A 19,962-nucleotide genomic window follows, 5' to 3' on the forward strand; every position below is an offset into this window, starting at 1 on the left:
ATCGTCCAGAATTCCGAACGCCTGTGACCGGCGATGTCGCCGTTACCGTTGGGGCCCTTTCCCGTAGGCAGCGTGGGCCCTGGCCCGTTCATCGCGCCGGCCCCGGGGACCCGGCGCACAGAATCTGGAGACTTCCCCACGCGTTGGCCATATCCTGTCCACCACGGGTGTCGTAAATAGTGAGACGGGTAACTCCAGCGATGTTGATGTCTACCAACAGCGCCGGATCGGTCGGTCCCCTTGTCTCCGAGTACAGTTCACGACCGCCGTCGCCCAGGATGACGAAGCGCCCCGACCCGATGCCCGAGTTTCCGGAGTCAGTGTTCTTGCCGATCCAGGCTTTGAACTCGCTGCACTGTCCGCCAATCGCCCAGACCGCCTTGTTGTTCTGATCGGACGCGCTCGACTGATAGTTGCCGACGATGCTGGCCGGAAACGACTCCGCACCGATCCGCACGGGATCGACAAGGTCGAAGCCGTTATTCCAGGTGACCGCCCGCAATTGGGTCAGCTTGTACCAAATCGGACCTGAAACCCGCGGGGCGACTATAGAAGTCTCACTGACGGAGGCGCGCGGCGTAGTTGGATTGGAGGATGGAACCGCGTTTGCCGACGGACTCACCAGCACCGGGAACAGGGACTTTGTGGCCTGCATATTCTCCGAATCGGAGTTGTCACTACCTCGCCCGGGCCACAGCGTGAACACCAGGATCCCGGCTACCAGCCCGACGACCACAAGACCGCCGACCAGCGTATACCGCCGATTGCTTCGTGTCTCCTTGGTACCCTGGCGAGCCTTCTCCGCTTCGCGCTGGAAAAAGCCGAAATCGGTCTTGGACCGAACCCGGTGCGTGTACGTCTCGTTTTGGTCAGCCTGTCGCTGACCGCTGAGTTCGGCCCGCGCCTCGATGCGCCCTTGGGGTTCATGCCCGCCGGAACGGAGGTCTTCGTTCACACGATGGAGGCTAAACTCCACCAGCCGATTGCGGACCAGTTGCGTCAATCAATCGAGAGTAACCTCTGACACGATCCAGCCGTCCAGTCCGAACTGCTTGTCCTCGCCAACACCACTTTTAGGAAGCGCCGACTATCCATGATAGGCAGAGATTAGATAAAGCGTTCCCCGCGAAGCCAATTCGAACTTATCCGCGAATGGTTTACAGCCCCTGCGCCGCAGCAGATGTCGTATCGATCAAGGGACACAATCCGATTCGTGGAGATTGCTGTCCAGACATGACAGGGGGCGGTGGTGAGTCGGTCTGCACACAGCTCGAGACAGATGCTGATGTCGCCTGGCCTCAGGTAGCGCCGGAAGCAGTCTCGACCAGTTCGGTGAGCACAAGCTGCAGTCGACCACACTTGGGTCATTCGGCTTTGACGGCCAGTTAGTTAGGTGCCATAGTATCTTCATGGGATCGGATCTCGAGGCGCTTCAGGCACCCACGCTGGACCAGGCTCGCTCGCAGATCCGGCGGTATGGGCTCGAAGGCGATGTCGACCCGCAGGTGGTGTTGGTCGCGGTTCGGCTGCTCGCTACGGGAGCCAGTCTCGCCAAGGCGTCCGAGGCGCACTTCGCGCGGTTCGGGTTGTCTACGGGGCGTTATCGGTTGCTGGCCGCGCTGGAGGATGCCGATGGTGAGTTGTCGCCGTCGCATTTGGCGGGCGTTCTCGGGGTGACTCGGGCGACGGTGACGGGGCTTATCGCCAGCCTCGAGCAGCAAGGATTGGCGTGTCGCCGCGCGTCCGCGGAGGACGGACGCAGCGTGATGGTCGTACTCACCGCACGCGGTGCACAGAAGTTGCGGGAAATGGCTCCCGAGCATTTCGGCCGTTTACAGGCGATGGCCGGAGCACTTACTCCCGCTGAGCGTGCCACCTTCCTCGATCTCCTCGAACGCGTCGGCCAAGGTATCGGCACGCTGTCCGCGGACTGAACACACACGCCTTGGAAGCACTCTTCTCTGCCCCTATAGTTAGGAGGCTAATTAAATGCGTGTAGCGAACGCGCCGCCGCGATTCGCGCTGTGGCGTGAGGTCCTGTTCGCCTATCTGGCACCGGCGCTGTCGGCGGAAGCGGGCGGATTGATCACCCGGCAGCCCGAGCTGATGCTCGCCGCGCCAACCTCGATCGCGGGCACCTCCGCCGTCGTCGCCTTCGCGCTCGGACTTTGGTTGCGGCACCGCGGATCCCGCATCGCCTGGCTGCCGACTGCCGCACCCGCTGCCCTCGCGGCCGGGTTCGGTCTCTCTACGACCGCCCTCGCGGCCATAGCAGCCCAATTACTCACCCGCACACCGTGGTTCGGTGAGCGTATTCGCCTCGATGTCCCCCTCGCCACGGCCGTGGCTTCCACGATCGTCGTGTGGCGCTGGGCCTCGATCCGTCGGAAGGAAGTTCAATGATCGTCATCATGGGCGCGACCGGCGCGACCGGCAGCGCCTTGCTGCGGCGCCTCGCGGACTCGGGAGTCCCCTGCCGGGCCCTGAGCCGAGAGCCGAATCGATTGCACGGGAAGGTATTCGCTCGGGCGGGTGTCGACGTACGCCAGGCAGACGCGCGGGATCCCGATTCGCTGCGCGCCGCGTTCTGGGGCGCGACACAGCTGTTCTTGACCATGGCCAACAGCCCGGACCAGGTCGAACTCGAAACCCGGGCAATCGAAATCGCCGCCGAGCGCGGCATCGGCCACGTCGTGAAGCTCTCCGCCCCCACCGCTGCGGCGGACTCGCCGGTGGCCATCGCGCGGTGGCACTACGCGATCGAGGAAGCGTTGCGGGGTTCGGGCATGACCCATACCATCCTGCGTCCTTACGCGTTCATGCAGAAACTGCTGCTGCTCGCACCCCAGGTCGCGGAGCACCGCATCATCACCGGAACCATGGGCACAGCCGCTTGCAACTACATCGACTGCCGCGACATCGCCGACGTCGCGGCCGCAGCCCTCACCCGCAGTGAAATCGCCGGAGGCACTTACACTCTCACCGGATCACAGACCTACAGCTACCCTCAGCTCGCCGACCAGCTGGGCACGCTAATCGACGTCCCGATCCGCTATATCGATCTGCCGCCCAGCGATTTCCGCGCCGAACTCATCGAACGGTCGGGTATGCCGGACTGGCTGGCTGATCACATCGTCGAAATCCAACGCCTGGCCGCCACAAATCCCGAACGGCCGACCGATATGGTGGCCAACATCCTGGGTAGACCACCGCGCACACTGGAGTCATTTCTGTCCGAAAACCTCGACGCATTCACCCAGCTCGAGCCGGTGACCCGATGATCCCCGGCATCGACACTCCGGATCGCCGTGGGCGCACGGGTCTGGATCGGCAGGGGCGCGATCTCACCGGCAACCCCCGGGTCCGCATTCGCGATGTGGAGGTGCTCTCGTGCCACTGGTACGTGTTGCGCAACACCACCTTCGACTACCAGCACAGCGATGGCCACTGGAGCCGCGAACAGCGCGAAACCTACGACCGCGGCGACGGCGCGACCATCCTGCTCTACAACATCGAGAACCGAACCGTCCTACTCACCCGCCAGTTCCGGCTGCCTGCCTACGTCAACGGCCACCCCGACGGCATGCTGCTGGAAACCGCGGCCGGACTCCTGGACGGCGACGCCCCGCACGAGGCGATCCGCCGCGAAGCACAAGAAGAAACCGGCCACCGAATCGGCAAGCCAGAGCCGGTCTTCCAGGTCTACATGAGCCCCGGCTCGGTCACCGAGCGCCTACACTTCTTCGCCGCCCCCTACGACAACACCCGCACCACCTCCGACATCCACGGCATCGCCAGCGAGGGCGAGGACATCCAGACCGTGGAAATCCCCTTCGACGACGCACTCAGCATGATCCGCACCGGCGACATCGCCGACGCCAAAACCATCATGCTGCTGCAATGGGCCGCACTCGACGGACCGTTCCGCCCACACGCGTCCGTCAACGACGGCGCGCACTGAACTCGGGGTTACGTATCCCGAAGTTGTGCCGCGTACGCACCGGCCCGGCCGGGGTTGTCGATGCCGAGTTTGCGCATGAGCCGGGCGATGTAGGTGCGGACGGTGTTCTCGGTGAAGAACATCCGGCTGGCGATCTGCTTGTTGGTCAAGCCTTCGGCAAGCAACAGCAGGATGGTCATCTCCATGGTCGTCAAACTGGTGAGCAGTGCGCGTTGGTCGCCGTGGCGGCGGCGGAACTCGTGCATCAGGACCGGTGTCGAGTGGCTGTCGAGGCGCGATTTCCCGGCCGCGATGGCCTTGACCGCGTCGCCGAGGGCCAGTTCGGTGAGGTCTTTGATCATGTATCCCGCCGCGCCCGCATGGACCGCGTCGAGCATCGCCTCGGGTTCGACCTGCGAGGCCAGGATCAGGCAGCGGGTAAGAGCGTTGGCGGCCTTGAGGTTTCGGCAGATCCGCAAGCCGTCGCCGTCGGACAGGCGGGGATCGAGGATGACCACATCCGGGGCCAGATCGGACACTAGCACGAGGGCGCCGTGGACGGTGTCGGCTTCTCCGACGACCGCGATCGTCGGGTCGATTTCGAGTAGATCGGCGATGGCGTCGCGGACGGTGCGGTCCCGGTCGACGAGAACCACACGCACCGGACGCGGTGTAGTTGCTGGCAGGTCCGGCCTGGCCGTGGTGGTGTGCGTGATGGTCATGGCTTCACGATCCACCTTCCACCCGTTTGCGGCATCGTGCCGTGAGCCATCGCGGGCAAGGACTTTCGCCCTTGAAAAGCCCTACGCTCGGTTCTCGGGCGGATAGCCGGCGGACCATCAGCGCCGGGCGTGCACCTCCGACGCGGCGCGGACGGCGCTTTCGAGCGCGCCCGCGATCCATGCGGGCTTGAGGGTGGTGTGATCGCCCGCGAAATGCACTCGGCCTTCGACGGTGCGGGTCGCGTGATGCAGTTCGCTCAGCTGATTGGGCATGGGGATGGCGGCCTCGCCGAGGGCGTAGTGGGCTTGCATCCAGCTTTGTGAGAGCCCGACCCCGGTGAACTCGCGGTGGACCTGGTCGCTGCCGAAGAGGTCCGCCATCCCGTGCAGCGCGTGCTCCACGCGTTCGTCCTGGGTGAGCGAGTCCCAGCGCATGGCATCGTCGGACCAGGTGTAGCTGGCCAGCACAACGCCGCCGGGTGGCTGGTCGCCGCCGTCGGACGCGTCGACATGAGAGGGAAAGTAGGTGAATCGATTCGGGTTGTCGGTGACGCAGCCGCCGCCCCGGAAGCCGTGCTCGCCTTGTTCCCAGAATCGAGTCTTGAACTCCAGCAACACTTTTGTCGCGGCATCCTGGTGTGTGGCGGTGACCGCGCGGCGCTTCGCATACGACAGCGGTGGATCGAACTCACAGAAACGGATGGCGCTCAACGGAATCGCGACCACCGCATAGTCGGCGTCGATGGTTTGGGTGGAATCGGGGACGCCGGTGGGGACGTCATCCTGGTCGTACTCGCCGACAGTGGTGATCCGGACCCCGGTATCGCTTTGTTCGAGCCGGGTCATCCGCCGACCCATCCGGATCACCGACCCGAGTGCCGTGGACAGCGTGTCGGTCAGCGTGGCGGTGCCGCCCTCGAGCTCCCAGTACGTCGCGTCCGGCCGGATCAGCGCATGGTCGACGAGCATCGGGATCACGCCGTAATGCAGCCGGGACGTCAGGTTCTCGAGCGTGCCGACGGCCTGAATCTGGGGTAGCTCCCATCCCTGGCGATGCAGGAACTCGAGTGTCGACAACGGTTCGTATTCGGTGAACAACCTGGTCCAGGCGGTGATCTGTTTGTCGATCGGCTGATCGGCGGGTACCGCGTATTTGCCGACTGCCGCGTCCAGGGCCGCGCGAGTCGTCGTGGAAAAGGACGCGCCACCGAAACCCTTGTTGATCCGAGTCGGATTCGCCGCGTACTCGGCGCGGGTCACCCGGTCTCCGTTGACGCGGATCAAGGTGTGCCCGGCTGCGGCCGGGAGGCGATATTCGGGACCGCCATTGTGATTGGTCCAGGTTTCGCCGGTGAACGACTTGTACGAAATCGCAGGCGCGGAAGCGGGACTCGGCGTGTCGGGGCAACACATCGGCGTTGTAGAACGGTCGGCGCTTCACCCCGAGCTTGTCGCAGAAGGCCAGCACCAGCGGGTGACTGTCGGGCAATCGCATCGCCCCGGCCTCGGCGTACAACCGCTTGTCCTCGAACCGACCGCGAAAGGTCTTGACCCGCCCACCGGTCCGATTGCTGTTCGCCTCCAGCACCGTCACCTCGTGCCCGGCGTTCTTCAACAGCCACGCGGTCGCCAATCCGGCCGGACCCGCACCGACAACCACGATCCGCTTCGAGCCGGCGGCCTTCGGCAGCCCCTGATCGATGAGGATCTTCAGATAGTCCAAGGTCAGATCGGAGCCGCCGTCACCGACCTGCAGCATCTCACGAGCCAACTCCTCGCAGGCATCGCGCGCGCCACCGGTACTCGACGCCGGCAACGCGGACGCGACCGGCCCGCGAAGACCATCGACGGCAGCGCCGACCGCAAGGGCACCGGCAGAGATGAGGAACCCACGCCGCCCAACAGTCCGTTCCGACATGCCCCTGCGAGTCCTTCCAGTCCGAAAAACCAGCCAGAGGAGAAGGTGGCGACAGCACTAGCAGGAGTTATAGCAAATACTTAGCAAACATAGCCGCATACACGCCAACACAACCGGCCAAGGATTTCTGTCCCTCGACTGGGGTCAGGCAACGGCCAGCGCCGCGTCAATGCCAGGGGCGACGGAGTTTTCCGAGAGTCGTTGCCGAGCAAGACGTTCGCCGAGTTCGGGTAGGGCGCCGACGGGAGTGCCGGCCAGGTCGGACAAGCTCCAGCGCAACACCGATTCGACCTGCGGGCGTGGCTGTCGGCCGCCGAACTCGAGGCATAGCCGCTCGACCGTCAGCTCGAACATGCGCGGCTCGATGGTCCGCTCCGGCTGCGCGGCAGCATGATTCTTGATCACGCATACAGGGTGCTCGAAGGGTCCGACATCACAGCAGAGCCGAAAGACCTTTCGCCACGGGCACCAGGGGCCGACACGGACACGGCGCCGGATCGTTGCTGGTCGGTTGATCGCGGTCGAAGGTCACGACTGTGCGGGACGTCGGGCCCTGCTCGGTGATCTTGCCGGCGCGAACACTGAAGTCATGACCGCCATGAACAGTCCCTCTGTCGCGATCCCGGACCGCCACACGATGCTGGAGGCGATGCGGCGGGCCTCGCGTGCGCCGTCGGTGCACAACACTCAGCCGTGGCGCTGGGTGTTCGACGGTGATGTCCTGCACCTCTACAGCGATTCGGACCGGCTGCTCACCGTCGCCGATCCGCATGGCCGGCAGATGATCATCAGCTGTGGCGCAATGTTGCACCATGCGCGCACCGCGTTCGGCGCGCGCGGCTGGCACACCGATACGGTGCGGTTCCCGAACTCCGCCGAGCCGGAGCATCTGGCCGAAATCCGTTTCCGGCCTTGGGATTCGCCACCGCCGGGTCTCTACACGCGAGCCGCCGCCATGACCAGTCGGCACACCGACCGGCTGCCCATGGAACCGCCCGAGCATTTCGACGAGGTGCTGCGACGCCTGCGTATGCTCGCCTCCCCGCACTACGTGGATCTGGACGCCCTCGCCGAGAACGTGCGTCCGCGTCTGACAGCCGCGGCCGAGCACGCCACCGCGTTGCGTCATCACGACATGATGTACCAGGCCGAGATCGGCTGGTGGACAGGACATTCGGGGACAGCCGAAGGAGTGCCGCCCGAGGTGCTGCCATCCGACGCCGAGGCCGCGCGAGTCGATGTCGGGCGTACGTTCCCCTCCGCCCCGCATTCCCTGCGCCGCCCCGAGACGACCGAGGATCATGCCCGCCTGGTCGTGCTCAGCACCGAATACGACACCGCGACCGACTGGCTGAGCACCGGCGAGGCGCTCTCGGCGGTGCTGCTCGAATGCACCGCGCTGGGCTTGTCCACCTGTGCCCTCACCCACATCACCGAACTGCCCGGCGGGCGGAAGATGCTGACCGGCCTCATCCGTGCGACCCGTCAGCCGCAGTTGGTGATTCGCATCGGCACCGCTCCCGACCGCGATCCTTGGGTCCCCACGCCGCGCCGGCCGATCCAGGACTTCTTGACCGTCCGCTGAACGCGAGATCGAAATCCCTTTCCGATGGGGACCTTGGGCCCTGTTCCAGCCCGCCGCGGCGCGCAACCGTGGGCACGGCCCATTCATCGGACAGGAAGGCGGACAACCTCCGTGGTACGCGAGCTGACGCAACGCGAGATCCTCGTCGAACTCGAACCGACTGCCGGGCAGGCGCTGGATCGGCACCTGTCGGTGTTCAAGGATTGGCATCCGCACGACTACGTACCCTGGGACGACGGCCGCAATTTCGCGCGGCTGGGCGGAACCGACTGGGACCCCGACCAATCCCGGCTCAACGAGGTCGCCAAGGCGGCGCTGGTCACCAACCTGCTCACCGAGGACAATCTGCCCTCCTACCACCGCGAGATCGCCGAGAACTTCTCCCGCGACGGCGCCTGGGGCACCTGGGTGGGCCGCTGGACCGCCGAGGAGAACCGGCACAGCGTCGTGCTGCGCGACTACCTGGTGGTGACCCGCGGCGTCGACCCGGTCGCGCTGGAGAACGACCGGATGGCGCACATGACACAGGGTTTCGCCGCACCGGTGGATCCGGCCACCGCCGCGGCGCACGCCGGATTCCTGTATTCGGTGGCCTATGTCAGCTTCCAGGAACTCGCCACCCGTATCAGCCACCGCAATACCGCGCAGTTCTGTGACGATCCGATCGCCGACAGCATCATGCAGCGGCTGGCTCTCGACGAGAACCTGCACATGATCTTCTACCGCACGCTCTGCGGCGCCGCCCTGGATCTGGTCCCCGACCAGGCGATGGAGGCGATCGATCTGATCGTGCGGAACTTCCGGATGCCGGGCGCCGGTATGCCCAACTTCCGCCGCAACGGCGTCTTGATGGCCAAGCACGGCGTCTACGACCTGCGCCAGCATTACGAGGACGTGCTGCTGCCGGTGCTACGGCATTGGAATATCTTGGGCCGCAACGATTTCGGACCGCGCGGTGAACAAGCACGGGAACGGCTGGTCGCCTATCTGCACAATCTCGAGCAGGTGCAGATCCCCCGCTTCGAAGAGCAGCGCGACCGCGCCTTGGCCCGCGAGCGCGCCCGGGTCTGAATGCCCGCGGGCCGGGCGGTGATCCGCCCGGCCCGCGAAGCGCGACCGGTCGGATCACCGGTCACCGGTTACTCATTCGTCCGCGTGCACGACCATCACCGGGCAGTGCGCGTGCTGCACCAGCGAGTGCGCGGTGGAACCCAGCAGCAGGCCGACGAAGCCGCCGCGGCCGCGATTGCCGACCACGATCAGCTGGGCGAGCTTGGACCATTCCTGCAGCTGCGCGGCCGGGTTGCTGACGTAGACGCGGCGGATCACGCTGACGTCCGGGTACTTCTCCTGCCATCCGGCCAGCCGTTCGGAGAGTACCGATTCCTCCACGGTCTCGACGTCGTCGAGGGCCGGCATCCCCTGGTCACCGGCGAATATGCCCGCACTCCAGTCGCTCCAGATGTGCACGGCCACCAGGTTCGCGCCGCGTTCGGACGCCTCGGCGAAGGCGGCGGCGATGGCCGGTTCGCTGACCGGGCCGCAATCGATGCCGACCACCACGGGCCCGGAAGCATGAACCGCGTTGTCCGCCTCGGGATCCGGGCGCACGACGATCACATTGCCGCTGGCGTGCGCGGTCACCGACAGCAGTGTCGAGCCCAGATGGGCGAGGGTTCCGGCGTTTCCGGTCGCGCCGATCACCACGGCGTAGGCCGTCGCGCTGAGGTCGGTCAGCAGCCCGGCTGACGAGTCGTTGTAGAGATGCTCGCTCACCCGCAGATCCGGGTGCGCGGCCTGAGCGATCTCGCGCGCGTGGCGGATCACCTCCCGGCCCTTCCCCCGAACCGCATCGATCACCGCCGGGGTCACCACCGCGTACGGGCCCACGATCGCACTGGTGCCCACCAGATCGAGACCGTGGATCAGCTGCAGCTCCCGATCCCGGCTCGCCGCGAGGTCGGCCGCCCAGCGCACGGCGATGTCCGATCCCGGCGAACCGTCCACTCCCACAACCACTCCCGCGGATGCCAGGTGGTGCGGGTCGTCATATTCGTGCTCGGTCATTGTCAGCTCCCGGCGATGTGATTCCGTGGGCGGCGGATCACCGCCCACTCTCACGGTATGGATCAGCGGGTGCCGGGCACTGCGGCCGATCGTCCCCGGACCGAAGGCCCAAAGGCCGCGTGCGCGCGGGCCGGATGCCGTCGCGCTCGGTCAGCTCGCCTCGGCCTCGACCGCGCCGCGCTCGACCAGCCGGACGCCGGTGACCAGGGTCGGCTCGATAGCGACGATCGTGTCCATGAGTCCGTCGATCCAGGGCCGCAATACCCGGTTGTAGCGGGCGATCTGCATGGGATCGGTGACCGTGCGCGCGATTCCGGTGACCACGACCGACCACCCCAGACGGTTCGCGTAGTCGATCTCGTCGGCCTCGTAGGCGACCACCACTTCGGAGTCCGCCCGTACGGCGGAGGTGAGCCGGGAGCTCAGACGGCTGCGGATCACCACGAGCTCACCGTCGACGATGTGATTCACCGGCCGGATCGCGGGCAAGGCGTCACGGCTGAACACGACCCGCCCGAACGGCACACCCGCCAGCAGGCGCAGCGACTCGTCCCGCGTCAGATTCACCATGCTGCGCGCGGGTTCGCCGGCGTCGAAGCCATCCATCTCCGAACCTCCCGTCATCGGATGCCTTCTCTACCCCATAGCACCACGCGAATCGCCGTGCTCGACAGAGGCAAATGTCCTCGACGATCCCGATGGACTCAGACGCCGCCGATATCCCGGCGGTCGAACAGCGGCAACGCGGCCGCCACGAACGCGAATGCGATCAGGGCGAGCCACACATAACCCCGGTGCGGTCCGCTGCCCATCGGACCGTTCGCCAGCGCCTGCTCGAACGGCGACCAGGGACCCCACGGCCGCACGGCCTCGACGATTTTCGACGCCGCGTACAGCACGTAGGCGCCCACCGCGGCGACACTCGCGGCGGCGAGCGCGACGAGGCGGCGGCCCGTGGCGGCTCCGAGGGCCAGGGCCAGTCCGCCGAACGGCGCGGCCAGCGCGATCATCGCCAGTGAGCCGGTCGCGGCCGCGCCGATGCCGACGTGCATGCCGAAGGCCGCCGAGCAGCCGACGACGGCGGCGAAAAGGACTGTGCCCAGCACCGTCAGCCCGGTGAGCAGGACCGCAGCCTGTTCCAGGAGCAGCCGCATCGGTGTCACGCGGGTGATCAGCAGCACCTCGAGTGTCCCGGCTTCCTCCTCGCCGGCGACCGCCCGGGCCCCGCGCGAGACCGCGAACACGAGGAACAGGATGGGCAGCATCATGCTGAACAGTTCGGTGTTCAGAAACCCGGTGCCGCTGGTGAATTCGTCGATGGCGAAGAGCTTGCGCAGCGATTCCGGATAGCCGTCCAACATCTGCTTCAGGCCCGAGATGTTCGAGATCGACGGCCACAGCGCCGATTCCAGCAGCACCAGCGCGACAATGCCGATACTCCAGCCGATCAACCCGCGGCGCTGATCGCGCAGGCACTTCAGATACACGGTGGCGAACATCAGCGATCCTGCCCGTAGTAGGTGAGAAAGACGTCCTCGAGATCGGGTTCGTGACTGACGATGTCGACCACCCCGTAAGCCGCGACGAACTTCAACAGCTCCGCCGTCGTCCCGTCCACTTCGACATGCACCACGTGATCATCGCTTTTCACCGATCGCACTCCCCCGACCGCCCGCAGCAGCTCCGAATCCGGCGGCTGCCCACCGAAAGTCAGGTCCAGCCGCCGCAGCGACTGCGCGGTCAGCTCGGCCACCGAACGCACCTCGACCAGCCGCCCGTGCCGCAGGATCGCGACCGTGTCGGCCACCGCCTGGACCTCCGACAGCACGTGTGAGGACAGGAATACCGTGCGGCCGGCCGCCCGGACTTCCCGCAGCATGTCCAGGAATTCCCGCTGGACCAGCGGATCCAATCCCTGCGTCGGCTCGTCGAGCACCAGCAGGTCCGGCTCGGCCATGAACGCCTGCACGATGCCGACCTTCTGCCGGTTCCCGTGCGACATCGCCCCGATCCGCGCGGAGGTGTCCAGATCCATCCGGTCGACCAGCCGGGCCAGCACCGCCGGATCCACGCCGCCGCGCAGCCGGGCCAGATAGCGCAGATACTCCTCCGCCGTGAGGTCCTGGTAGGCGACGAATTGCCCTGGGAGATACCCGATATGCCGTTGGGCCGCCGAGCGCTCACGCACCAGGTCGGCTCCGGCGACGGCCACCGAGCCGCGGCTCGGGCGCATCAGCCCCACCAGCATGCGAATGGTCGTCGTCTTCCCGGCGCCGTTGGGTCCCAGATACCCGAAGACGACCCCCGGCGGCACCTCGAGGCTGACGTCGTCCAGCGCGGGTACGCGACCGTAGAGCTTGGTCAGATCCCGCATCGCGATCATCGGCTGCATATGCCCAGACTCCGCCTGCGTGAACGGATTCGGCAGAGACCAGCGGATCGACCAGGACGGCCGAAAGTCACCTCACGCACCGGCACGGGTCGGCCGCCCGAGATGGCCCGGGTACCACTACGGCACATCAGACGGCACGAACGATCAATGTCGGGCACTCGGCGCTGTGCAGCACGGTGTTCGCGGTGGAGCCGAGCAGCATTCCGGTGAATCCGCCGCGGCCGTGGCTGCCGACCACGAGCAACTGGGCGTTCTCGGCTTCCTCGAGCAGGGCTCGGGCCGGCCTGTCCATCACCAGGGTTCGTTCGACGGGGACGTCGGGATAGCGTTCGCCGAAACCGGCGAGGCGTTCGTCGAACAGTTCGGCTTCCTGCTCGCGCACGGAGTCCCAGCCCGGGGCGGGCAGGTAGTAGCCGGTGACGTCGCTCCAGGCGTGCACGGCCGTCAGACCGACCTTGCGCAATGACGCTTCCTGGAAGGCGATTTCGATGGCGGGCATGCTGTTCGGGGTGCCGTCGACACCGACGACCACCGGCTTCTCCGTGGCAAGGGGGTCGAGGCCCGCCGAGCCCGGAACGACAGCGACCGGGCAGTGCGCGTGCTGGGTGACGGCGGCGCTCACCGAGCCGAACAGCCCGCGGCGCAACGCACCTCGGCCCCGGCTGCCGACGACGACGGTGCGGGCCTGCCGGGAGCTGTCGAGCAGATGCGGGACGATCGGCTCGAGGGTCGCGTCGGCCGAGATGGACAGGGCGGCATCGGGAGCCGCGACCCGCGCCACGCGCGCGGCCTCGGTCGTGACACGCTCGCCGTCACGGCGCAGGTACTCGAGATCGGCATCGGACAGCACGGGCACGGGTCCGTATCCGACCTGGACCGCGATCGAGGTGACGATCCGCAGTGGCGCGCCGTGCAGGGCGGCCTCGGCGGCCGCCCACGCCACTGCCTGGTAGGAGATGGCCGAACCGTCGGTGGCGACGACGATCGGCGGGTTGAGCGGACGCTGGGTGGTGGCCTGTTCGGTCACGACGTACTCCTCGCGGTAGTTGAGTTCAGGTTCCTATCGGGCGCGATACCCGCCGCCACTCGGTTTCCCACTGCCGGTTGTGCACGCTGTTCAGCAGCAGTTCGACAACCCACAGCAGGGCGATCGCCGAGGTACCCGACAGCAGCAGGACCATCAGACCGAGGCCGACGCCGTCGAGGACGGCGGTGTCCGGCTGATCGGGCGGGCGGGTCGGCTTACCATTGGGGCCGACCCAGATCTGCACCACGGCACCGGCTTTCGTCGCGGGGTCGACATCGACGGCCGCGGTGGACGCCGTGTCCCCGCCGGTCCAGCGCACCGTCGCCTCATAGCGGGCGCTGTGGTACGGGCTGGAGGACGGGACCCGGGTGGCATCGGTGACCGCCGTGGCCGGCACCCGGACCTTCGCGGCGTTGTCGGTCTGGATGTGCTCGGCGCTACGGGTGTAGGTCGTGCTCCCGATCGCGCCCGCGACCGGAACCATGAACAGCAGACCGGCGACGACGAAGGCGCGCAGCAGCGCCTCGCAGCGGTGGGATCCGCGCATCAGCGGATTCGTGCTCCAAGGGCGCATTCGCCACAACCGCAGCGCGAGAGTCGATTTCGGCGCCATCAGCCGACCTCTTCCGGTGTGCGCGCCACCAGTACCGGGCAGTTCGCGCCGTGCAGCAGAGCGGTGCTGACCGAACCGAGCGCGATGCCCGCGAAGCCGCCGCGTCCGCGCGCTCCGACCACGAGCAGCTGTGCGCCGTCGGCGGATTCGAGCAGGGCGCGGGCGGGGGTGTCGCCGGTGATGCGGCGCTGAACGCTCACGTCGGGGAACTCCTCGGCCAGGTCGGCGAGCTGGTCGGCGAGCGCGCGATCTTCACGCTCACGGATCGCGTCCCAGCCGATGACCTCGAGGTCGAAGCCGCTGGAGTCACGCCAGGCATGAACCGCGATCAACGGCACCTTGCGACGTGACGCCTCGTCGAAGGCCAGTCGCACGGCGGCCGCGCTGTTTCCGCTGCCGTCCACGCCGACCACCACGGGCTTGTCCGCGTCGGTTCGGTGCAGGTCCGGTTCGCCGTGCACGACGGCCACCGGGCTGTGGGCGCGCCGTGCCAGTCCCGCGCTCACCGAGCCGAGCAGGGCTCGGCGAATCGCGCCGCGACCGCGGTTGCCCACCACCGTCATCCGGGCTCGGGCGGATCGCGCGATGAGCGCCGCCAGTGCGGACTCGCCCACCGCTTCACTGGTGACGGAGATGGTGTTCTGCGGTGCGGCGTGATGGGCGATCCGCCCGGCCTCGGCCAGTACGCGCAGGGCCTCGGCGCGCGTTGCCTCGCGTTCGGCGATGCCCTGGGCGGTCCACGGCTCGATGGTGGACTCGGCGCCGTAGGCGGTGACGATATGCAATGGGCAACGGTGCAATTCGGCTTCGACCGCGGCCCAGGCCACGGCCTGGAAGGAGTTCGGCGAGCCGTCCACGCCGACCACGATGGGCCGTGTGTTCGAATCCGTTTGAGGGACAGTGGATTCCGACATGGTTCCTCCTGGTCGGGATGACGTATCGAGCATCGCGCGGCGGCGGTTCGCGTCCCAGAGACCTATGTCACGGTCCGCGCGGGCCGTGAGGCTCCGATTTCCGGGCCGCGCGACCCCTAGGGGCGCCGCGGCAACTGCTGGTCGGACAGGTAGTTGCGGATGGAGGCCAGCGTCGCGCCGGTGCGGGAGACCCGGGTCGGTTCGGGGACGGCCGGTTTCGGTTGCGCTGCCGCGGCAAGGAGCGCCGTGGCCACATGGCCGGCCCAGGCGCCGATGGCGTCCCAGTCCCGGAAATCCGTCGCGGGCAGCCGATGCAGGGGTGAGCCGGGAAGTCGGCGCATCCAGCGGTCGACGTCTCGCAGCCGGTCGGGATCCCAGCGGCCGCCGAACAGCGTGGCGGCGAAGGGCCTCAGCCAGCTGTAGCGTTCGAGCAACGCGTCCAGCTGGGAACGGCTTTCGGGTTCGGTGCGGCTCGGTTCGATCCGGCCGGTCGCGAAGACCGCGACATCGCGGTGCGCGAGCACCGGGCCGAATCGGTCCAGGAATCCGCGCGCCTCGCGCGGCCAGCGGCCGTAATAGAACGGCGCGCCCAGCACGATGCCGCGGTAGTCGCCGATGTCGGACAGGTCGCGCATGGCCCGGCAGTCCACCTCGAGTCCCCGCTCGCGCAGCGTGGCCGCGGCGACGGCGGCGATCTCCCGGGTCGCGCCGTAGCGGGTCGCGTAGGCGACCAGGATTCGACCTTTCATGATGTATTCCTTTGCGTCACTTCGGTACTGCGAACTGCCCGCGACCTCGTGGCGGGCGTGAGGAGAACTGCTGGAACAGTTCCGCGATACGGTCGGCCCGCCCCGGGCCGGTGCCCGGCGTGGCCAGGGCCGCGGTCGCGGCGGCGATACCCAGGCACACCGCGGCGTCGAGCGAGTACCCCCGGGACAGGCCCGCCACGATCCCGCCGACTTGGGCGTCGCCGGCCCCGATGCCGCTGCGTACCGGAACCTCGATCGCCGCGAACAGCCGATCCCGATCCCGGGTGACGGCAAGGGTGCCACCGGATCCCATCGACACCACGACGTTGTCGCACATCCCTCGCTCGATGAGCAGGCGTGCCGCCGCGACCCGGGATGACCGATCCGGGAGCGGGTGGCCGGCGAATTCCGCGAGCTCCCGCACACTCGGCTTGATCAGGTAGACGCCCCGGCGGACGGCTCGCAGCGCGGGTCCGGAGGTGTCGAGCACCAGCGGCACGCCGAGGTCGTCCAGCAGATCCGCCAGACTCTGGTAGAAGGTCGGCGGCACACCCGGGGGCAGACTGCCGCTGGCGACCACATATCGGCAGTCCCGTGCGGCCCTCTCGACTTCGACGAGGCAGCGATGGACTTCGGGCGCGGTCAGCCGCGGGCCGCGCAGGACGAAACGATATTGGTCGCCGGTATCGGTGGCGGTGACCGCGAAGCTCTCCCGCGTGGGCTCGGCCACGGGGACCGGCCGCATCGGAATCCCGGCGTCGCGAACCAGGTCCTCGAGCAATCTTCCCGGCGGGCCGCCGGCGGGGAATACCGCGGTCACCCGCTCCCCCAGCGCGGCGACCGTCCGCGCGACATTGATGCCACCGCCGCCCGGATCGAATCTCGGTGCGGTGCAGCGGGTCTTATCGGTCGGCTGGATGTGCGCGGCCGTGGTGGCGATGTCGATCGCCGGGTTCATCGTCAACGTCACGATCGACATCGGCTACCGCCTCGTGTGCCGGATGGAAAGAGGTTCTGACGCAGCTGATTTCACTCGGGCGACCGGCGTGCCGGTAGAGCCTCGGGTAGCGGTTGGGCGGGACCGTGGTCGTCTCGGGAAGGACCGAAGTCCTCTGTCCGCGGGGGGCGAGCGCGGGCAACGCTGGAGACATGGATGCGAACGTCTCCCCGGCGAGCCTGTCCGCGCGCTCGCGGCCGGTGATCGCCGGAATCGATGGCTCGCCGGCGGCGCTGCGGGCCGCCGAGTGGGCCGCGGCGGAGGCTGCGGCCCGCCGGGTCCCGCTGCGGTTGGTCGCGATCGTGCCCGCGGTCGACAAGCCCGCCTTCCGGCCCGGCGGCGGCCGGTATCGGCAGGCCGTCGCCGCGCTCGAGAAGGCTCGCCGTGCCGTGCTCGCTCGAGACGCCGGCGCCGACGAGGAACTGCTCGAGATCGCCGTCGAGGTTCGCCGCGGGCAAGCCGATCAGGTCCTGCTCGACCTGTCGTGGTCGGCCGAACTGATCGTCCTGGGCTCCACGGAGATCGGGTTCTTCTCCCATATGGTGCTGGGCTCCACCGCGCTGACCGTCACCCGGGAGGCGCGGTGTCCGGTGGCGCTGGTGCGTCCGGCGGCTGCGGCGCGCGGCAGTGTCCTGGTGGTGGTGTCCGATTGGGCGTCCGCGAAACCGGCGCTGTCGGCGGCGTTACGGGCCGCGCACGACCGCGGCACCGACCTGATCGTGGCTCGGGTCTGGCCCGGGCGGCCATGGTCCGGGATCTCGGATTGGGCGGCCGCCGAGCCGCTGGTGTCCGATGCCCAGATCCGGCACTGCCAGCAGGATTTCCCCGATGTGGCGTTCCGGCCGGTGACCGTGGTCGGCGACGTGGTCACCGCGATCGAGCGTTTCAGCGCCTTGGTTCAACTGATCGTGGTCACCCACCACGTGGACGAGCTCGCGCCCGCGCGGCTCCGGCGACCGACCCAAGATCTCGTCTGTCATTCGTCCTGCCCGGTGCTCGTGCTGCGCGACGAGCCCGCATCGCTCCCCCGATCCGAGGCGAGCAACCGATGACCGCAGCGACCGAGCGTTCCACCGATAACGCTGTCCTGCAGAGCCTTTCGCCCGAGTTGCGAGAGACGCACAGCGGTCTCGTCGTCTTGTTCGGTGACCGCGCCTATAAATTGAAGAAGCCCATCGCCACCGACTTTCTGGACTTCTCCACTCCCGAGGCGAGGAACCGTGCGCTGCGGCGCGAACTGGCCCTGAACCGCCGCTGGGCCTCGGATGTGTATCTCGGGATGGCGTACCTGACCGATCCGTTGGGAGGTCCGTCCGAACCGGTTCTGGTCATGCGCCGCATGCCCGATTCGCGCCGGCTGGGCACGCTGGTGGCCAAGGGCGAGATCGGGCACGTCCAGCTCGCGGAGTTGGCCCAGGTGCTGGCCCAGTTCCATCGCAACGCGGCGCACAGTCCGGTGATCGACCGGGCGGGAAGGCCGGACGCGCTGCGGACGCGGTGGCGAATTCTGCTGGACGGCTTGCGATCCCAGCCCGCCGCCGAGCTCGATCCCGCGCTCGTCGCCCGGGTCGAACTGCTGGCCCGGCGCTTCGTCGACGGTCGGGCACCTCTGCTGGCGGAACGCATCGCGGCCGGGCGGATCATCGACGGCCACGGCGACCTGCTGACCGAGGACATCTTCGCCCTCCCCGATGGATTCCGGATCCTCGACTGCCTCGATTTCGACGACGATCTGCGCCATGTCGACGGCCTCGACGATGCCGCCTTCCTAGCCATGGATCTCGAATTCCGGAGCCGCACAGAGCTTTCCCGCCGGTTCCTCGACGACTATCTGCGCGCCGCCGACGACAACCCACCGGCCTCGCTGCGCCACCACTATCTCGCCTACCGGGCCACCGTCCGCGCGAAGACCGATCGCATTCGCGCGGCACAGGGCGAACCGGAATACGCCGAACACGCCCGCCGCCACGTGGATCTCGCGTTACGACACCTGGAATCGGGCGCGGTGCGCCTGGCGCTGGTCGGCGGCCTGCCGGGCACCGGGAAGTCCACCGTCGCAACGGCTTTGGCCCACGAGACCGGCGCGGAGCTGATCTCCAGCGACACCGTCCGCGCACAACTGCGCCGTTCCGGAGAAATCACCGGTCCCGCAGGCATCTTCGGCGCCGGCGCCTACACCCCCGAAGCGAAGGCCCGGGTATACGCACGGATGCGCGACCTGGCCCGCGAGCGCCTGACCCGCGGCGTCTCGGTGATCCTGGACGCCGCCTGGACCGATATCACCGAACGCGCCCGCGCCACCCTGCTCGCCATCGACACCCACACCGACCTGATCACCCTCCGCTGCGAATGCCCTCCGGACCTGGCCGCCGAGCGCATCCGCAACCGCCGCCCCGGCGATTCCGAGGCCACCGCCGACATCGCGATCGCCATGGCCGCCAACCCATCTCCCTGCCCCTCCGCCACCGTCCTCGACACCACCGCACCGATCGAGGACACCCTCGCCCTGGCAATACGGGCATGGCACAACCCGAATCCCCACCCACATCCTGCAAGCCGTGTCCAGTGAGCGTCTTGCGGCTGACCTCTAAATCGTCAAGCCCGAGCCAAGCCAACGGCCTGCCGATCGTGATTCGATAAATGCCCGGACTTCCCAACGCACGCTCATGCCGATGAGCGGGCACGCTCAGATCAGCTGTCTACCTACCAGCGTCGCCCGGCGGGAAGCCGATGGGATTGGCGAATTCGCTGCCCCGGAGATCGATAGCGCCCTGGAACTGCGTGTCGGTGAAGTCCGCGACAGCGGTTATGGATGCGCGCTGGAAATTGACTGTGCCGGAGAACCTCGCGCGTCCGAAGTCGACGGGACCGCTGAATCTTGTCTCGCTGAAGTCAGTGACGACGCCGAACTTCACTCCCGTGAAATCGACCGCGCCGGAGAAGCGGGCGTGCTGGAAGCTGACCCAATCGAAGGTTGCGCCACTGAAATCGACATTGCCGTCAAACTCCGCGAGCACGAAACTGGGTGTCTCCAAGAA

General features: G+C 67.5%; 22 protein-coding genes and 1 pseudogene. 8 read left to right on the forward strand and 15 right to left on the reverse strand.

The window, feature by feature from the left end:
• Positions 1–88 precede the first annotated feature (88 nt).
• A complete protein-coding gene (locus ON43_RS44145) occupies positions 89–1,003 on the reverse strand; it encodes an NPCBM/NEW2 domain-containing protein (RefSeq protein WP_157514339.1) in 915 nt (304 codons plus the stop codon).
• Positions 1,004–1,409: 406 nt separating this feature from the next.
• Between ON43_RS44145 and ON43_RS37135 the strand changes: the two genes are divergently transcribed.
• From ON43_RS37135 to ON43_RS37150, 4 genes are read left to right on the forward strand one after another with little or no spacing between them, the layout of a single operon-like run.
• Entirely contained in the window at positions 1,410–1,934 is a 525-nt protein-coding gene (locus ON43_RS37135; RefSeq protein WP_040815314.1) for a MarR family winged helix-turn-helix transcriptional regulator, read from the forward strand.
• 55 nt (positions 1,935–1,989) lie between these two features.
• Positions 1,990–2,403, forward strand: coding sequence for a hypothetical protein (locus ON43_RS37140; protein WP_040815316.1), 414 nt, complete (start codon positions 1,990–1,992; stop codon positions 2,401–2,403).
• The gene (locus ON43_RS37145; protein WP_040815318.1) at positions 2,400–3,281 is read left to right on the forward strand and encodes an SDR family oxidoreductase; all 882 of its coding nucleotides are present in this window, start codon (positions 2,400–2,402) and stop codon (positions 3,279–3,281) included. The genes ON43_RS37140 and ON43_RS37145 overlap by 4 nt, the downstream gene beginning before the upstream one ends.
• A complete protein-coding gene (locus ON43_RS37150; protein WP_040815320.1) occupies positions 3,278–3,961 on the forward strand; it encodes an NUDIX domain-containing protein in 684 nt (227 codons plus the stop codon). The genes ON43_RS37145 and ON43_RS37150 overlap by 4 nt, the downstream gene beginning before the upstream one ends.
• 8 nt (positions 3,962–3,969) lie before the next feature.
• Here the strand turns inward: ON43_RS37150 and ON43_RS37155 are convergent, their stop codons facing one another.
• The 4 genes and pseudogenes from ON43_RS37155 to ON43_RS37165 all read right to left on the reverse strand — a co-directional run bounded on the left by ON43_RS37155 (position 3,970) and on the right by ON43_RS37165 (position 6,985).
• Positions 3,970–4,662: a response regulator gene (locus ON43_RS37155; RefSeq protein ID WP_051179789.1), complete on the reverse strand. Its 693-nt coding sequence runs from the start codon at positions 4,660–4,662 to the stop codon at positions 3,970–3,972.
• Between the two features lie 117 nt (positions 4,663–4,779).
• Positions 4,780–5,922 carry a flavin monoamine oxidase family protein gene (locus ON43_RS46550; RefSeq protein ID WP_245568932.1) on the reverse strand — a complete coding sequence of 381 codons (1,143 nt, stop codon included), beginning with the start codon at positions 5,920–5,922 and terminating at the stop codon, positions 4,780–4,782.
• 58 nt (positions 5,923–5,980) lie between these two features.
• Positions 5,981–6,580, reverse strand: a pseudogene (locus ON43_RS46555) (flavin monoamine oxidase family protein); the annotation flags it as partial.
• A 144-nt stretch (positions 6,581–6,724) separates the two neighbouring features.
• Entirely contained in the window at positions 6,725–6,985 is a 261-nt protein-coding gene (locus ON43_RS37165; RefSeq protein WP_040815323.1) for a hypothetical protein, read from the reverse strand.
• Between the two features lie 184 nt (positions 6,986–7,169).
• Here ON43_RS37165 and ON43_RS37170 point away from each other — a divergent pair, with 184 nt between their 5' ends.
• Both ON43_RS37170 and ON43_RS37175 read left to right on the forward strand, forming a co-directional pair.
• Positions 7,170–8,165, forward strand: a complete 996-nt coding sequence (locus ON43_RS37170; RefSeq protein WP_051179790.1) for an Acg family FMN-binding oxidoreductase — start codon at positions 7,170–7,172, stop codon at positions 8,163–8,165.
• A 111-nt stretch (positions 8,166–8,276) separates the two neighbouring features.
• Positions 8,277–9,236: an acyl-ACP desaturase gene (locus ON43_RS37175; RefSeq protein ID WP_040815325.1), complete on the forward strand. Its 960-nt coding sequence runs from the start codon at positions 8,277–8,279 to the stop codon at positions 9,234–9,236.
• A 72-nt stretch (positions 9,237–9,308) separates the two neighbouring features.
• Here the strand turns inward: ON43_RS37175 and ON43_RS37180 are convergent, their stop codons facing one another.
• The 9 genes from ON43_RS37180 to ON43_RS37220 all read right to left on the reverse strand — a co-directional run bounded on the left by ON43_RS37180 (position 9,309) and on the right by ON43_RS37220 (position 16,906).
• A complete protein-coding gene (locus ON43_RS37180; protein WP_040815327.1) occupies positions 9,309–10,232 on the reverse strand; it encodes a universal stress protein in 924 nt (307 codons plus the stop codon).
• A gap of 150 nt (positions 10,233–10,382) precedes the next feature.
• On the reverse strand, positions 10,383–10,856 hold the full coding sequence (locus ON43_RS37185; protein WP_040815329.1) for a pyridoxamine 5'-phosphate oxidase family protein: 474 nt from the start codon (positions 10,854–10,856) through the stop codon (positions 10,383–10,385).
• An 80-nt stretch (positions 10,857–10,936) separates the two neighbouring features.
• On the reverse strand, positions 10,937–11,731 hold the full coding sequence (locus ON43_RS37190; protein ID WP_040815330.1) for an efflux permease Rv1217c-related protein: 795 nt from the start codon (positions 11,729–11,731) through the stop codon (positions 10,937–10,939).
• Entirely contained in the window at positions 11,731–12,624 is an 894-nt protein-coding gene (locus ON43_RS37195) for an ABC transporter ATP-binding protein (protein ID WP_040815331.1), read from the reverse strand. The genes ON43_RS37190 and ON43_RS37195 overlap by 1 nt, the downstream gene beginning before the upstream one ends.
• Positions 12,625–12,751: 127 nt before the next feature.
• Positions 12,752–13,651 (reverse strand): universal stress protein, encoded by a 900-nt coding sequence (locus tag ON43_RS37200; RefSeq protein ID WP_051179792.1) that lies wholly within the window; start codon positions 13,649–13,651, stop codon positions 12,752–12,754.
• Between the two features lie 25 nt (positions 13,652–13,676).
• A complete protein-coding gene (locus ON43_RS43085; RefSeq protein WP_051179794.1) occupies positions 13,677–14,264 on the reverse strand; it encodes an Rv1733c family protein in 588 nt (195 codons plus the stop codon).
• The gene (locus ON43_RS37210) at positions 14,264–15,178 is read right to left on the reverse strand and encodes a universal stress protein (RefSeq protein ID WP_051179796.1); all 915 of its coding nucleotides are present in this window, start codon (positions 15,176–15,178) and stop codon (positions 14,264–14,266) included. The genes ON43_RS43085 and ON43_RS37210 overlap by 1 nt, the downstream gene beginning before the upstream one ends.
• A gap of 116 nt (positions 15,179–15,294) precedes the next feature.
• Positions 15,295–15,927: a flavodoxin domain-containing protein gene (locus ON43_RS37215; protein WP_063712705.1), complete on the reverse strand. Its 633-nt coding sequence runs from the start codon at positions 15,925–15,927 to the stop codon at positions 15,295–15,297.
• A 16-nt stretch (positions 15,928–15,943) separates the two neighbouring features.
• On the reverse strand, positions 15,944–16,906 hold the full coding sequence (locus ON43_RS37220) for a 1-phosphofructokinase family hexose kinase (RefSeq protein WP_040815332.1): 963 nt from the start codon (positions 16,904–16,906) through the stop codon (positions 15,944–15,946).
• A 170-nt stretch (positions 16,907–17,076) separates the two neighbouring features.
• Here ON43_RS37220 and ON43_RS43090 point away from each other — a divergent pair, with 170 nt between their 5' ends.
• Together ON43_RS43090 and ON43_RS37230 are read left to right on the forward strand one after the other, a co-directional pair.
• The gene (locus ON43_RS43090; protein WP_051179798.1) at positions 17,077–17,976 is read left to right on the forward strand and encodes a universal stress protein; all 900 of its coding nucleotides are present in this window, start codon (positions 17,077–17,079) and stop codon (positions 17,974–17,976) included.
• On the forward strand, positions 17,973–19,493 hold the full coding sequence (locus ON43_RS37230) for a bifunctional aminoglycoside phosphotransferase/ATP-binding protein (protein ID WP_245568934.1): 1,521 nt from the start codon (positions 17,973–17,975) through the stop codon (positions 19,491–19,493). Before ON43_RS43090 ends, ON43_RS37230 begins: the two co-directional genes overlap by 4 nt.
• A 130-nt stretch (positions 19,494–19,623) precedes the next feature.
• On the opposite strand, the gene ON43_RS37235 is transcribed toward ON43_RS37230, so the two are convergent.
• Positions 19,624–19,962: pentapeptide repeat-containing protein (locus ON43_RS37235; protein WP_040815135.1), on the reverse strand; the 339-nt coding region annotated here is incomplete at its 5' end.

The sequence above is a fragment of the Nocardia concava NBRC 100430 genome (assembly GCF_000308815.1).
GTDB lineage: Bacteria > Actinomycetota > Actinomycetes > Mycobacteriales > Mycobacteriaceae > Nocardia > Nocardia concava.

What these genes read in the sequence shown, in the direction of transcription:
- ON43_RS37145 (WP_040815318.1), top strand. Translation starts at nt 2,400, where the DNA reads ATGATCGTCATCATGGGCGCGACCGGCGCGACCGGCAGCGCCTTGCTG.
- ON43_RS37150 (WP_040815320.1), top strand. Translation starts at nt 3,278, where the DNA reads ATGATCCCCGGCATCGACACTCCGGATCGCCGTGGGCGCACGGGTCTG.
- ON43_RS37210 (WP_051179796.1), bottom strand. Translation starts at nt 15,178, where the DNA reads ATGTCGGAATCCACTGTCCCTCAAACGGATTCGAACACACGGCCCATC.
- ON43_RS37220 (WP_040815332.1), bottom strand. Translation starts at nt 16,906, where the DNA reads ATGTCGATCGTGACGTTGACGATGAACCCGGCGATCGACATCGCCACC.
- ON43_RS37215 (WP_063712705.1), bottom strand. Translation starts at nt 15,927, where the DNA reads ATGAAAGGTCGAATCCTGGTCGCCTACGCGACCCGCTACGGCGCGACC.
- ON43_RS37140 (WP_040815316.1), top strand. Translation starts at nt 1,990, where the DNA reads ATGCGTGTAGCGAACGCGCCGCCGCGATTCGCGCTGTGGCGTGAGGTC.
- ON43_RS43090 (WP_051179798.1), top strand. Translation starts at nt 17,077, where the DNA reads ATGGATGCGAACGTCTCCCCGGCGAGCCTGTCCGCGCGCTCGCGGCCG.
- ON43_RS37155 (WP_051179789.1), bottom strand. Translation starts at nt 4,662, where the DNA reads ATGACCATCACGCACACCACCACGGCCAGGCCGGACCTGCCAGCAACT.
- ON43_RS37135 (WP_040815314.1), top strand. Translation starts at nt 1,410, where the DNA reads ATGGGATCGGATCTCGAGGCGCTTCAGGCACCCACGCTGGACCAGGCT.
- ON43_RS37185 (WP_040815329.1), bottom strand. Translation starts at nt 10,856, where the DNA reads ATGACGGGAGGTTCGGAGATGGATGGCTTCGACGCCGGCGAACCCGCG.
- ON43_RS37180 (WP_040815327.1), bottom strand. Translation starts at nt 10,232, where the DNA reads ATGACCGAGCACGAATATGACGACCCGCACCACCTGGCATCCGCGGGA.
- ON43_RS37170 (WP_051179790.1), top strand. Translation starts at nt 7,170, where the DNA reads ATGACCGCCATGAACAGTCCCTCTGTCGCGATCCCGGACCGCCACACG.
- ON43_RS37190 (WP_040815330.1), bottom strand. Translation starts at nt 11,731, where the DNA reads ATGTTCGCCACCGTGTATCTGAAGTGCCTGCGCGATCAGCGCCGCGGG.
- ON43_RS37195 (WP_040815331.1), bottom strand. Translation starts at nt 12,624, where the DNA reads ATGCAGCCGATGATCGCGATGCGGGATCTGACCAAGCTCTACGGTCGC.
- ON43_RS43085 (WP_051179794.1), bottom strand. Translation starts at nt 14,264, where the DNA reads ATGGCGCCGAAATCGACTCTCGCGCTGCGGTTGTGGCGAATGCGCCCT.
- ON43_RS37230 (WP_245568934.1), top strand. Translation starts at nt 17,973, where the DNA reads ATGACCGCAGCGACCGAGCGTTCCACCGATAACGCTGTCCTGCAGAGC.